Origin of the sequence: Romboutsia sp. 1001713B170131_170501_G6 (assembly GCF_015668195.1) — a bacterium.
Classification (GTDB): domain Bacteria; phylum Bacillota; class Clostridia; order Peptostreptococcales; family Peptostreptococcaceae; genus Romboutsia_C.
In genome coordinates, this window is sequence record NZ_JADPFC010000002.1 from 457,175 (window position 1) to 471,626 (window position 14,452).

The 14,452-nt window shown below is 29.2% G+C and carries 15 protein-coding genes and 1 other annotated feature (1 of these 16 only partly in view); all 15 genes read right to left on the reverse strand.

Annotated elements, in window-relative coordinates; genetic code table 11:
- Positions 1 to 11: a binding site (T-box leader), on the reverse strand (it extends 223 nt beyond the left edge of the window).
- A gap of 69 nt (positions 12 to 80) precedes the next feature.
- Positions 81 to 608: a DivIVA domain-containing protein gene (locus I4U89_RS07975; protein WP_166505891.1), complete on the reverse strand. Its 528-nt coding sequence runs from the start codon at positions 606 to 608 to the stop codon at positions 81 to 83.
- Between the two features lie 13 nt (positions 609 to 621).
- Positions 622 to 1,407, reverse strand: coding sequence for a YlmH family RNA-binding protein (locus I4U89_RS07980; protein WP_195939853.1), 786 nt, complete (start codon positions 1,405 to 1,407; stop codon positions 622 to 624).
- Between the two features lie 12 nt (positions 1,408 to 1,419).
- Complete coding sequence (locus I4U89_RS07985) at positions 1,420 to 1,680, reverse strand: YggT family protein (protein ID WP_195939854.1); 261 nt, start codon at positions 1,678 to 1,680, stop codon at positions 1,420 to 1,422.
- A gap of 25 nt (positions 1,681 to 1,705) precedes the next feature.
- Positions 1,706 to 2,158, reverse strand: coding sequence for a cell division protein SepF (locus I4U89_RS07990; protein WP_092924241.1), 453 nt, complete (start codon positions 2,156 to 2,158; stop codon positions 1,706 to 1,708).
- Positions 2,159 to 2,205: 47 nt separating this feature from the next.
- A complete protein-coding gene (locus tag I4U89_RS07995) occupies positions 2,206 to 2,907 on the reverse strand; it encodes a YggS family pyridoxal phosphate-dependent enzyme (protein ID WP_195939855.1) in 702 nt (233 codons plus the stop codon).
- Positions 2,908 to 2,915: 8 nt separating this feature from the next.
- Entirely contained in the window at positions 2,916 to 4,004 is a 1,089-nt protein-coding gene (locus I4U89_RS08000; protein WP_195939856.1) for an HlyD family efflux transporter periplasmic adaptor subunit, read from the reverse strand.
- Between the two features lie 333 nt (positions 4,005 to 4,337).
- A complete protein-coding gene (locus I4U89_RS08005) occupies positions 4,338 to 5,819 on the reverse strand; it encodes an alanine/glycine:cation symporter family protein (protein ID WP_195939857.1) in 1,482 nt (493 codons plus the stop codon).
- A 231-nt stretch (positions 5,820 to 6,050) separates the two neighbouring features.
- Complete coding sequence (spoIVA, locus tag I4U89_RS08010) at positions 6,051 to 7,523, reverse strand: stage IV sporulation protein A (protein WP_195939858.1); 1,473 nt, start codon at positions 7,521 to 7,523, stop codon at positions 6,051 to 6,053.
- 324 nt (positions 7,524 to 7,847) lie between these two features.
- Positions 7,848 to 8,870, reverse strand: a complete 1,023-nt coding sequence (locus tag I4U89_RS08015) for an NAD(P)H-dependent glycerol-3-phosphate dehydrogenase (RefSeq protein WP_195939859.1) — start codon at positions 8,868 to 8,870, stop codon at positions 7,848 to 7,850.
- Positions 8,871 to 8,893: 23 nt separating this feature from the next.
- Positions 8,894 to 9,499, reverse strand: coding sequence for a glycerol-3-phosphate 1-O-acyltransferase PlsY (gene plsY / locus I4U89_RS08020; RefSeq protein WP_166505897.1), 606 nt, complete (start codon positions 9,497 to 9,499; stop codon positions 8,894 to 8,896).
- Between the two features lie 23 nt (positions 9,500 to 9,522).
- Complete coding sequence (gene der, locus I4U89_RS08025; RefSeq protein WP_195939860.1) at positions 9,523 to 10,851, reverse strand: ribosome biogenesis GTPase Der; 1,329 nt, start codon at positions 10,849 to 10,851, stop codon at positions 9,523 to 9,525.
- Positions 10,852 to 10,866: 15 nt separating this feature from the next.
- Positions 10,867 to 12,195, reverse strand: a complete 1,329-nt coding sequence (locus I4U89_RS08030) for a DUF512 domain-containing protein (protein WP_195939861.1) — start codon at positions 12,193 to 12,195, stop codon at positions 10,867 to 10,869.
- 107 nt (positions 12,196 to 12,302) lie between these two features.
- Complete coding sequence (locus I4U89_RS08035; protein ID WP_195939862.1) at positions 12,303 to 12,503, reverse strand: capping complex subunit for YIEGIA; 201 nt, start codon at positions 12,501 to 12,503, stop codon at positions 12,303 to 12,305.
- Position 12,504: 1 nt separating this feature from the next.
- Positions 12,505 to 13,434: a YIEGIA family protein gene (locus I4U89_RS08040; RefSeq protein ID WP_195939863.1), complete on the reverse strand. Its 930-nt coding sequence runs from the start codon at positions 13,432 to 13,434 to the stop codon at positions 12,505 to 12,507.
- An 18-nt stretch (positions 13,435 to 13,452) separates the two neighbouring features.
- Positions 13,453 to 14,382 (reverse strand): YIEGIA domain-containing protein, encoded by a 930-nt coding sequence (locus I4U89_RS08045; RefSeq protein ID WP_195939864.1) that lies wholly within the window; start codon positions 14,380 to 14,382, stop codon positions 13,453 to 13,455.
- Between the last annotated feature and the right edge of the window lie 70 nt (positions 14,383 to 14,452).

Sequence of the window (14,452 nt, forward strand, 5' to 3'; positions counted from 1 at the left end):
ATAGCTTTTTTTATATTTTTGTTTATAATATGAGATTTTATAACAAATCGTCAAAATAGTCAATTACTTTTTATTTTATATTAATCTAATGTAGCTGCTGCCTCTTTTTCTATTGGCATATCAAATAATGTTGTCTCAAAAGCTCTCATATCATTTTCATCAACATTATAGAATATTTCATCTATACTTCTTATTTCATCTTCTAGTAAAGATTTAAATTTATTTCTAAATACTTTAAATTCTTTTACCATTTCATTATATTCTTTTCTTATTTCTATTACTTGATTATTAGCTTGTTCAATTATTTGTCTTGCTTTTAAATCGGCTTCTTCTACTATTATCTTAGCTTTTTTATTTGCAGCAGTACAAGTATCTTCTGCAACACTTTCAGCTCTTATAAGTGTAGCTTTTAATGTTTCTTCTATATTTTCATATTTGTTTATTTGATCTTGATATAATCTTACTTTTTCTTTAAGGTCTGAATTTTCTCTACATAGATGTTCATAATCTTCCTTAACTGCATCTAAAAATTCATCAACCTCTTCTTCTCTGTATCCTCTTATTCCTTTTTTAAATTCCTTATTTTCTATTTCTATTGGAGTAAGCATGCTTTTCTCCCTCCTATATTATTAACTTAGCACAAACTTTTATTCTGCCTTTTTTAGTAATATCTCCTATTTTAGATATTACTGCCCTACCTTTACCTCTAACTGATATTAGTGAATTATTTTCTATTTCTTTAGATGCAGATGTTATCTTTTCATAATTAACAAAAACTCTTTCTGCATTTATATATTTTAAACTTTCTTGTCTTGATATATTATATAATCCACTTATAATACAATCTAGCCTACTTGATGATACTGTAAATGATATATCTTTATAATTTAATGAGTTTTCTATTATATCTTCTCTTGATATTTCATACACTGAAACACTATTTGTCGATACTTTTTGTAAGTTCATAATTATAAAATCACATATATCTGAACTTACAATTATTTGGCAAAAACTATCGTGTATAATAATATCTCCTATCATCTCTCTTTTTATACCAAGACCCATAAGAGACCCTAAATAGTCCTTATGTGATATGCTTTTAAACTTAAAATTACCTTCTACTTGTATAAATTTAAGATTATCATCTATATCTTCATACTCCATATAAAATGGATATATAAATATTTTACTTCTTTCAGCCTCTTTATGTCCACCATCAACAGAGTATTTTAAATCACTATAAGAATTCAAAATAGCAATAGCATTTTTTATTTCATAAGGATTTAAAAATTCCGTTTGTCTTACATCATAATTTTTCATTGTGGCATTAGCTTTATCTATAACCTTAAACATTTTATTTTTTAATTCTATATCCTTAATATGATTAGTTAATTTTAGCCTGTCCACTATTATCTCCTCTTAATAGAACACGATTAGTGCCACCCTCTTTAGTAACATTAATACTAATATTGCTATCATTGGTGAAAAATCTACCGGTCCACTATTGTACTTATACATTATAGACCTTATAGGACCTTCGATTGGTTCTGTTATATTATTTAATATATAGTATAACTTACTTCCCATCCCATTAGGAATCCAAGACATAAAACTCTTTATAATTATTATCCAAGATAATATATCAAATAGATAATATAAAGCCAATCCTATAGTACTCATTATTTAACCCCTTTACTTTTATATTTTATTTATTATTTTGCCAAGGGAAAAGTGTCTTGCTGTTTTCTAATTCCTTTTTTAAATTTGCATCTATATCTACATTATTTGGTGCAAGTATAAATATAGCTTTAGATACTTTTTGTATACTTCCCTCTAAAACATATACAGCTCCATTCATAAAGTCAAATATAGACTTCTTAGCAACTGGATCTTTTAAATTTTCTAAGTTAACTATTACAGTTCTCTTACTTTTTAAATGATCCGCTATAGTTGTAACTTCATCGTATTTTTTAGGTTCTACTATTACAACCTTCATTTGAGTGTTAGTATGTAACTTTACTATGTTAGTATTTTTTATAGCTGTTCCAATTTCTGGTTCCATGTCTAGTTCATCTTCAATTATTTCTTCTTCTTCGATATAATCTTCATCTTCCTCTATAAACCAATTTTTAAACTTAGTTATCATGTTATCTCCCATTATTGACTTCCTCCTTATTTATTAATCAAATTTTAAATTCATATAATCTACTTATCGTAATTTCTGGCTCCAAATATAGAGGTTCCAACTCTAACTATATTAGACCCTTCCTCTATTGCTATTTCATAATCATTGCTCATTCCCATAGATAAATATTCCATAGAAACATTGTTTATATTTAACTTATCAATTTCTACAGCTAATTCCTTTAATCCTCTAAATACTTTTCTAACTTCATCTTTATTTTCTGTAAAAGGTGCCATAGTCATAAGACCTTTAATTTTTATATTATTATAATTATTTGCTACTTCTTTTATAAAATCTATAGCATCTTCTTTATATATACCATGCTTGCTTTCTTCTTTTGATATATTTATTTGTACTAAACAATTTATAGTCTTATTTATTTTCTCTGCCCTTTTTTGTATTTCTTCACATAAAGCTATTCTATCTAAAGAGTGTATCATATAAACCTTATCTATTATATACTTTACCTTATTAGTTTGTAAACTTCCTATTAAATGCCAATTTACTTTATCGCCTATAACTTCATACTTTCTAGCTAGTTCTTGTGGCTTGTTTTCTCCAACATCTGTAACTCCATTTTCTATAGCTTCTAAAACCTTATCTACATCTACAGTCTTAGTTACTGCTAATAAAGTTACTTCATCAATTTTTCTATTAGAAACAGTACAACTATTTTTTATTTTTTCTCTTACTATATCTAAATTTTCTTTTACACTTGACACTTTATCACCTACTTTATTTTTATTTTCTTATTTATAATATTTGGGTTTAATATAACCTCATCATGTAATGCAATCATTTTTTCTTTATCACCACTATTATTTTTTACGAATATATAATCATCACCTTCATAGGCAACATTACTTAATTCAACAAACTCCATATTGTTAGTTTGCTGATTCAATATATATACCCCTTTTTTCTCGTTAACTGATTTTATAGATTTCTTTGGTATCTTAAAACCTTCTATATGCTTATATATTATATCAAATTCTTCTACTCTTGTATCATAAATTCCTATATTTTGGCTAGTTATTTTTAGTATTACTATGATATCATCATTATCTTTTTTAACCTTATTAACCTTACCATCTAATATTTCTTCATTAAAAGATATTTTTATCTTATTACCTACCTCAAAATGTTTCTTATATTTTTCTTCTATACATACTGCTATATATACATCATTTGGATTAACTATTTTAAATACTGGATCATTTTCTTTAACTTTCTTATTATTTAAATTTATATCTGTATAATTATTGTTAGTATCCTCTATATCATCTTTAGTTAAATAATCTATACTATCTGTATTATACTTTTCTTCATTTCCATCTATTGCATAGGATATTACTCCTGATATATCCGCTTTTACATAAGATGTAGAACTTTTTGCCTTTTTTTCTAGGATTGCTTTTTTATTTTTACTATTTTCTAACTGATTAGCTGAAATATGTTTTAATGCACTATTATCTTGACTATCTATTTGTTCCTTTAACTTTTTTATTTCTTTGTCTAAATTTTCTATATCTGAATTTATTTTTTCTATATCTATATCCTTATATATATATCCTATATTCTCTGATTTTTGTACTTTTTCACCTTTTTCATGTAAATTTTCTAACGTCCCATCTGCACTTGATAAAATTACACTCTCGTCTTTTATTACAAGTCCTTTTGTATTCATTTTAAGTTCCATTTCCTCTAATTCTACAGTCATAGTTTTAGTATTTTCACCTATTAAAAATATACCAATTTGAAATACAAAATATATAAATATTCCTAGTATTAATATTTTAGATATCCTCTTATTTTTCATACATTTCCCCCTTTAATTATAGGTACTTTATTAGTTCTTCAAGTAATATTGTATTTCCTTTTATTGTGATAATTCTAAATCCTAAATATTTGCTTGTATATTCAATTTTACTTACAATTTAATACTAGTAAAAAATTTACTTCGCTTAAGCCACTGCATGGCGCTACACTTCATATCTCCAACGACCTCGTCAGTTGCTCAAAATGTCTTTTTTACGCTCTACCAACTGATTGATATTGCTTAACTACAATAGTTACCCACAGTTTTTAAAGTATTATAATTCCTTAAGCATAAAAAAGTGTAGGCTATATGAGTTAATAGCCTACACTATTTTTATTTATTAGATTCTTTTTTAACTTTTTCTTCCCAGAAATCAGCATTCTTTATTCCAAGTTTTATTGGGTCAAATATTCTTTCTTCTCTTGGTATTCCTGCTTTCATTTGTTCTTCATAATCTTTAAAACACTTCATGGCTACATTTGATAATAAAAGTATAGCTATTATATTTAACCAAGCCATACTTCCAACACCTATATCCCCCATAGTCCATGCAAGAGATGCTGTCTTTACACAACCAAATGCAACTGCTCCTAATAATATAACCCTAAGTATATTTATAAATAACTTAGTTGTTTTTCCTTTAAATATTCTCTTACTTATATATATAATATTAACTTCTGCTATATAATAGTATGCCATTATCGTAGTAAACGCAAAGAAGAATAATGCTATAGATACAAAAGCTGACCCAAATCCTGGTATCAATGAATCTACTGCTGTTTGAGTATATATAGGTCCTATCTCAACTCCCGGTAAATTCTCAACTATCATAGCTCCATTTACTCCATGAACATTATAGCTTCCTGTCATAAGTATCATAAATCCTGTTGCTGAACATACGAATAAAGTATCTACATATACTGAAAATGCTTGAACTAAACCTTGCTTAGCTGGATGACTTACTTCAGCTGCTGCTGCAGCTTGTGGTCCAGTTCCTTGACCTGCTTCATTTGAGTAAACTCCACGTTTTACTCCCCAAGCTATTGTTGAACCTATTATTCCTGCAAATGCTTGCTCTGCTCCAAATGCAGACTTAAACACTAATCCTATCACACTTGGTAATTGTTCTATATTAACAGCTATTATTATAAGAGACATTAATATATAAATTCCTCCCATAAACGGAACTATTAATTCTGCTGCAGAACTTATTCTTTTTATTCCACCAAATATTATAAGTGCTAGTAATATAACTAAGACTACTGTTATTATCATTGAATCTATCTTAAAAGCATTGTTTACTGCTACAGTTATAGAGTTAGATTGAACACCAGGTAATAATAAACCTGTTGCTAGTACTGTTGCTAATGCAAATAATATTCCATACCATTTAGAAAACTTAGTATTTCCTAGTCCTTTTTCAATATAGTATGCTGGCCCTCCACGATATAATCCATCATGTTCTTCTTTATAAACTTGTGCTAATGTAGATTCTGCAAATGCTGATCCTGCACCTAAAAATGCTATTGCCCACATCCAAAATAGTGCTCCTGGTCCTCCCATTGCTATTGCTGTTGCTACCCCTGCTATATTACCTGTACCTATACGACCTGCTAATGCTGTACATAGAGCTTGAAATGATGAAATACCCTGAGCTGATTTTTCTCCTTTAAATAATAAAGTTACCATTTCTTTAAGGTGCCTTATTTGAGAGAATTTGGTTCTAAAAGAAAAATAAATACCTGAACCTAAACACAAAAATACTAGCCAGTTACTCCAAATAATATCATTTATTGCATAAACAATACGCTCCATAACATACCCCCTTATTTAATATATAATCTATAAAATTTTTAAATTTAATAGATTATATTATTAATTTTAGATATTTGTTACTTAAATTTCAAGTATTTTCTGACTATTTAGAAAATTCTTATATAATGATTTTAACTTCAGTATATAATTATATAAGAATAGGAAAGGCTTTTAACCTTTCCTACATTTAAATGTTATCTTAATTAATTATCTAATTTTTATCAATGCATTTTATAATAATATAGTTATTATATTACTACTTCCTTCATTTATTATCTTTTGTAAAGTTTTTTGTATTTTAACTCTTATTTCTTCAGGCATTGTATATAACTTGCTTTGTAATTGTTCCTTAACTAAGTCATGTAGAGATTTTCCAAACATATTTGATGACCATATTTCATTAGGATTTTGTTCAAATTCCTCTTGCATATATTTTATCATCTCTTCACCTTGATTTTGACTTCCAACTATAGGTGCTATCTCTGTAGATATATCAGCTTTTATTATGTGAAGTGAAGGTGCATTTGCTCTTAATTTAACTCCATATTGTTTTCCTTGTTTTATTATTTCTGGTTCTTCTAAACTTAACTCTTCTAAAGATGGGGCTACAACTCCATAGCCTTTTGTTTTTGCATCTATTAAAGCAGATTCTATCTTATCATATTCATTTTTAACCCTAGATAACTTAGTTACTAAGCTAAGTAGTTGGTGGTCTCCATCTATCTTAAATCCACTCTTTTCTTCTAGTACATTGTAGAATAAATCTTGCTTAGCAGATAAGTCGATACTTATAACACCCTCTCCAAGTTCAACATTATCAACTGATGTATCTTCTAAGAATTCTAACTCAGAAAATCCTGCTACTATACTATCTATATCTCTTATTTTTCCAATTTCTTCTATACTTTGCTTTAATGTAAATATTATATTATTCTTTATCCAATGATTTCTCTCTAATCCTTCTATCCATTGAGGTAAATTTATTCTTATTTCATTTAATGGGAAATCATAAAGTACTGTTTCCATAACGCTCTCTATATCTTCTTCATCCATAGCTAATACATTTAATGGTACTATAGGAGCTTCATACTTTTCTTCTAGCTCAGATCTTAATAATTCTATATCTTCACTGTACGGGTCAAGTGTATTTAATACAATAGCGAAAGGCTTATTTAAAGATTTTAACTCATTTATAACTCTTTCTTCTGCTTGTAAATAACTCTTTCTATCTATACCTGTTACTGAACCATCTGTTATAACTACTATACCTAATGTTGAATGATCTCTTATAACTTTTTTAGTTCCTATCTCTGCTGCTTGCTCAAATGTCATAGCTTCTTGTGACCATGGTGTTGATACTAATCTTTGTTTACCATCTTCTTCATGTCCTAAAGCTCCATCTACTATGTACCCAACGCAATCAACCATTCTAACTTTTAAATTTACAGTATCTCTAACCTTTATTTCAACTCCATCTGCTGGAACAAATTTTGGTTCTACTGTCATTATTGTCTTACCTGAACCACTTTGAGGTATTTCATCCTTTGTTCTTTCCTTTTTAAACTCATTGTCTATATTCGGTATTACTAATTTTTCCATAAACTTTCTTATAAATGTAGATTTACCCGTTCTAACAGGACCTACTACACCTATATATATATCTCCTTGAGTCCTCTTAGCTATGTCTTCATATATGTTATTCATTAATTTTCCCCCTCCTGCATATAGTTTCTTAATAAAGTATATTTTTATCTGTCCCCTATTATTACTAATAATTTCTAAATTTATATATAAATCATGCTTGTATATTTTAAGTTTCTAAAACAAAAAATTCGCTTCGCTTAAGCCACTGCGTGGGCGCTACACTTCATATCGCCAACGACTTTGTCCGTTGCTTGAGCGACGTGTCGGCGAAGCACTTTAAAATGTCTTTTTTACGCTTTACAAACTGATTGGCATTGCTTAACTGCAACAGTTACCCATAGTTTTTAAAGTATCATAATTTCCTTAAGCACAAAAAAGCTAGGATTAAAATCCTAGCTTATCTTCTACTACTTCTTCTATTTCATGTGTTTTATTTCTCATCATTAAATCTGCTACTACTTCATTTGGGTTTGCACTTTCGTGAAGTACAGAATATATTGCACTTGTGATTGGCATATCTATTCCTAACTTTTTAGAAACATCATAAGCAACTTCTGTAGCAGTTATACCTTCTACTACCATTTTAACTTCAGCAAGAGTTTCTTCTAAACTTTTTCCTTGCCCTATAAGAATTCCTGCTCTTCTATTTCTACTATGCATACTTGTACAAGTAACTATTAAGTCACCTATACCTGATAGTCCTGAGAAAGTAGATAAATTAGCACCCATCTTAACGCCTAATCTTCCTATCTCTCTTATACCTCTAGTCATAAGTGCAGCTTTTGCATTATCTCCATACCCTAAGCCATCACATATACCAGCACCAAATGCAATTATATTTTTAAGAGCCCCACCAAGTTCAACTCCTACTACGTCAGGATTAGTATACACTCTAAATTTAGGTGTCATAAACATATCTTGAACTATTTGAGCCACTTCTATATTTTCTGATGCAACTACTACTGTAGTAGGTATATCTCTTGCAACTTCTTCTGCATGAGATGGACCTGATAAAGTCACGTAAGGATTATTTGGAAGCTCCTCAGCTACAACTTCTGATAGTCTAAGTCCAGTTCCTCTTTCTAATCCTTTTGCAACATCTACTATTATTTGTTCATCTTTTACAAATGGCTTTAGGTTACTTGAAACACTTCTTATAGCTTGAGAAGGTACTGCTAATACTATAATTTTACTATTTAGTACTGCCTCTTCTAAAGATGTTGTAAGTGTTATATTATTTGGGAATAAAACCCCAGGTAAATAATCTATATTTTCTTTTGTCTTATTTATTTTATCAGCTTGTTCTTGACTTAAAGTCCACATGCTTACTTCATAGCCTTTTTTAGCTAGTACTAGACCTAATGCACTTCCCCAGCTTCCAGCTCCTAAAATACATACTTTTTTCATTAAAAACACCACCTAGCTAATATTTATTTTTTTTCTCCAATTTTTCTTTCAGTTTTATTTATAAGTCTTTTTATGTTTTCTCTATGAGTATATATAACTGATAGAGTTAAAAATAATGTAACTAATACACCCTTTGTATTTTGACTAAATATCATTATTACTGGAGAAAGTGATATACTAAGTACTGATCCTAGTGATACGTATTTAGTTATATAAACTATTATTAAAAATACTAAAAAGCAACTTAGAGCCATTATAGGATTGACTGCTATCATAGAACCTAAAGATGTAGCAACTCCTTTTCCACCTTTAAATCCTAAAAATGCTGGCCAGTTATGGCCACTAACAACTCCTACAACAGCTATATACTTAGCTGTAAGTGGGTCTAGTCCAATATATTTAGCAATTATTCCTGCTAATAATACGGCTATTATTCCTTTTAATAAGTCTCCTACAAATGTCATAAGACCTGCCTTTTTTCCAAGAGTTCTAAGTACATTAGTAGAACCTGCATTACCAGAACCCTGAGTTCTTATGTCCACTCCTGCTAATCTTCTAGCAATAATATATGATGTTGATATATTTCCTAAAAGATAAGCAATTATAAAAATTATTAAATAGTTAAGCATTCTATTCCCCCTTAGGTTTTTTATTACTTTCTTTTTTCTCTATACTCAAAGTGTATAGGAGTTCCTTCAAATCCAAAGTTTTCTCTTATCTTATTTTCAAGATATCTTTGATATGAGAAGTGAGTTAATTGCTTGTCATTTATAAATAGCGTGAATTTAGGTGGCTTAACTCCTGTCTGAGAACCATAGTATATTTTTAATCTCTTTCCTTTATCTGATGGTGGCTGATTTAACATTACAGCTTCACCTATTACATCATTTAATGCTGAAGTTGACACTCTCTTAGCATTTTCATTTGCCACAAATTCAGCTGTTTCTAATATTTTATTCATTCTTTGATTAGTTTTAGCAGAAACGAATAGTACTGGTGCATACATCATAAATGGGAATTTTTCTCTTATATCTTTTGTGTAATTTCCTAAAGTCTTGTTGTCTTTTTCTATTAAGTCCCACTTATTAACGACAAATATACATCCTTTACCTTCATCATGTGCTATACCTGCAACTTTTGTATCTTGTTCAGTTATACCTTCTGCTGCATCTATTACTATCATTACAACATCTGCTCTATCTACTGCTGCCATAGATCTTATAACACTGTATTTTTCTACTGTTTCATATATCTTACTTTTCTTTCTTATACCTGCTGTATCTATAAGCATGAACTGTTGTCCATCTCTTTCTAGATAAGTATCTACAGCATCTCTAGTAGTTCCAGCTATTGGACTTACTATAACTCTTTCTTCACCTAACATCTTGTTGACTATAGAACTCTTTCCTGCATTAGGCTTTCCTGTTATAGCTATCTTTATTATATCTTCGTCATACTCTGTGTTTAATCCTTTAGGGAAAAATGCTATTACTTCATCTAGTAAGTCTCCAAGTCCCATTCCATTAGCACTAGATATTGCAAATGGAGTTCCTAATCCTAATTCATAAAAATCATATATATTATCAAATTGATTTATATTATCTATTTTGTTAACTACTAATATAACTGGTTTACTAGTCTTTCTAAGTATTTGTGCAACTTCTTTATCTGCTGCTGTAAGTCCTGCCTTCCCATCAACTACAAACATTATAACGTGAGCCATGTCCATAGCAAGCATTGCTTGATTTCTCATCTTAGATAATATTATATCTCCATTATCTGGCTCTATACCACCTGTGTCTATTAATGTGAAGTATCTGTCTAACCACTCAACTTCAGTAAATATTCTATCTCTAGTTACTCCTGGAGTATCTTCTACTATAGATATTCTTTTTCCTGCTAGTTTATTAAATAATGTTGATTTTCCAACATTCGGTCTTCCTACTACTGCAACTATCGGTCTATTATTGCTATTGCTCATAATAATCTCCCTTCTCTACTTTAATATTTTATCAACAAAGTCTTTACCTTCATTTAAACAAGGTATTACTTCAATTCCCATTTTATTGTTTAATTCTTCTAAAGTTATATTATCTAAAAATATATCTTCATCTGCTTTTAGCATACTTCTTGGTATATAAAGAGTCTCTCCTAAATCTATACCTTTTAATTGATCCATTATATCTGTAGCTGTTATAAGCCCAGAAACCGTTATTGTTTCTCCAAAGAAGTTATTTATTATCTTATAAACGTTAATTTCCATATTAGGACATTTATCCATTATTTCTTTTGCCATTTTACATATAAATTCATATGCAGAATGCCCTGTGGCTATAGAAACTTTCTTTTTTGTGTTTATTTTTTCTTCGCATAAAGTAGCTAGTTGTTCTTGTATTTCTCTTTCAAGCTTACTAACCATTCCTACTCCATTTTCAAATTGTATAAATCCTTCATATTCATCATAGTCTAATAATTTTTTATTAGCCATTATATAAAATTCATCTGATAGGAATATAAATCTCGTTCCTAATTCCTTTAGATATTTTTCATGTAGTTTTTCAACTTGTTCTATAGTCTCTGCTGCAGTTTTCTCATTAAATATCTCTAAGTTAGGTAAATGATCTCTATGCTTAGTTATACCTACTGGAACTGCTGCTGCACTATTTACATATGGATATAATTTAGCTAAATCAGATACGGTTCTTTCTAATTCTTCTTTGTCATTGTATCCAGGACATAAAACTATTTGACAGTTCATTTGTATCTGTGCATCTGCTAATCTTTTCATTATATCATATAATTTACCTGCAAACTTATTTTTTATCATCTTCTGTCTAAGTTCTGGGTTTGTAGTATGAACTGATATATTTATTGGACTTATTCTATATCTTATTATTTTATCTATATCTTCTTCACTCATATTTGTAAGAGTTACAAAGTTACCTTGTAAAAATGATAATCTTGAATCATCATCTTTAAAGTAAAGAGTTTCTCTCATTCCTTTTGGCAGTTGGTCTATAAAGCAAAATACACATTTATTTCTACAACTTTTAGCTTTGTCTATTATAGGGTTAGAAAACTCTATACCTAAATCATCATCATATTCTTTTTCTATTTCATATACATATATTTCACCATTTATTTTTTGTATCTCAACTTCTAGGTATTCATCACTTAATAAAAATCTATATTCTATTATATCTTGTATTGGTTGGCCATTTATAGAAATAAGTATGTCTCCTACCTCTATTCCTAGTTCCTCTGCAATACTATTATTATAAACTTTGCTGACTACATTATTCATTTTCTTTACATTTACTTCCATGAACTTTCACCACTTTTCTCCATATGATTACATCGTTTTATAATACCACGGTTTGCTGAAATTAGTCAATATTTGCAATAAGTTAAAAGGTACCCTAAAAGGTACCTTTAATGTTTAACTACGATTAATGTTCCATTTGTCATATCATGAACCATTCCTCCAACACTCTTTGCCATAAGCATTGCTTTATGTTGAAGTTCTTTATCATCCTCTGCATAAAATATAGGACATCCTCCACCAAATTTCATGTTTTTATCTGTAGTTATTACTGCTAATGTATATTCTGTTAAACCCATATTTTCTCCCATATTATACACTTCCTTTCTCGCCTATTTTATAATTAATAGATAGATTTCTACCTTTTGAACTAGATAATATTGGGCAAGACCTAACAGCCTCTAATACTTTTTCTACATCTCTCTCTATTGGTATATAAGCTATCATTATACTTTGTTTCTGAGGATGTCTTCTTGGAAGGGGTACAAATGCTGGTTCATTATCGTCTCTAAAAAGTCCTACTCTTGAATATATATTATATACTATAGCTTGCCTTTGTCCCGCATCATATAATACACTTGCATTTATATAATTGTTGTCTTTTGGTATAATTTCTATACCTATTCCATTTTCTAAAAATCTTTGTCTATCACTTTCAAGGCCTACATTTGTTATTCCCTTTAAATCTCCTACTTGAAGAATTGATTCATCAACAAATTTTATTTCTACTTGTCGAACATCTGCTATGTCACTAATAGACTTTCTTTTTAATAATTTTTTAAGTATTATAGCTAATATAAGTCCAAATACCCCACTTATAAGCAAGCTATTGTTTTGAGATATATTAAATTCTTTTATCATAAAATGATACAAAGATATAGTTGAAAAAGATGTTACTATACACATATAATTTCTTACTTCATATGTCCTTGCTATTTCTTCTATAAACGCACTTCCTCTTTTAACTAATTGAATATCTTCTAAGTTTTGAAGTGTATTTCTTCTACTTTCTCTTACTTTTCTAAATTGTTCTGCTGCCAATGATAAAAATGTAATTGATGTATATGACTTCTCTAGTAAAGCAGGAACAACTAATGCTCCTAATGCTGAAGCTACAAATGCTAACACAAGTTGTGTTAAAAGCACGTTTGGTTGTGTAGGGTATTGTTTTTTATCTACATTTAACATTATTAACCTAGATAGCACACCTATTGATAAGGCCACTACAAATGCTGTATCCATAATACCACCTCTTTATTTTTATAAAGTTTTTTTGTAATCACTATTTTTGCCTTTTGCTGTTTCTATAATAGGAGTACTTCTTGCTATTTCAATCATAGTTTCTATATCCTTCATTATTGGAATAAAAGGTATTACTACTGAACGTTTATCAAAATCCGTTTCTGATATAGTTAATATGTCTTTTTCATCTACATCTTTATCTACACCCATATGGATAAATATATTATGTATTATGGCTTGTCTTTGTCCTATATCACTTACTATGCCAAAATCACCTAAGCTTTTAGGAATTATTTCTATTGCTAGTCCTTCATTTAAATATCTATTTCTAGTATCTTCTAAGCCTATATTACTTATATAAACTCCATTTACTTTAAGCACTGATTTATCAAAATGAATCTTAGCTTCTCTAACTTCTGCCACATCTGCTATACTATCTCTTCTTAAATATCTTCTTATTATAAGACCTATAATTCCAGCACCTATAGCTGCTGCTATCGTTGATACTAAAAATCCATATAATAAATAGTTATTAAATAGTATAAATAACCCTGATGCCATTAATGATGATAGTAAACTTATATAACATCTAGATTCATAAGTCGAAGCTATCTCTTCTACATAAGCTGATCCTTTTGGCACTATCTCTGCTTCGTCAATATTTTTTAAGGTTATTCTTTCTTGCTCTGCCAAGCCTTGAAATTGTTGTATTGCTATTGCAAAAAATGTTAATGCAGAGAATTCATTTTCTAAAAGAGCCGGAAGTGCTATTGCTCCTAAAAATGCAGCTAGTGCTGATGTTATTATTTGCTCTAGATAATCCTGAGGCCTTCTTGGATATTGTTTATCTACAACCCTAAGAACTAATGCTCTGCATAATATACCTAGGATAGATGCTACCATAAACGAATGTCTAAAAACACCTTCCCTTAATACACTCTCTTCCATCATATCAACTCCTTTGTTTTTACAACTATTGTTCCTAATTTTAAGATATGATAATAGTTTGTGCAAAAAT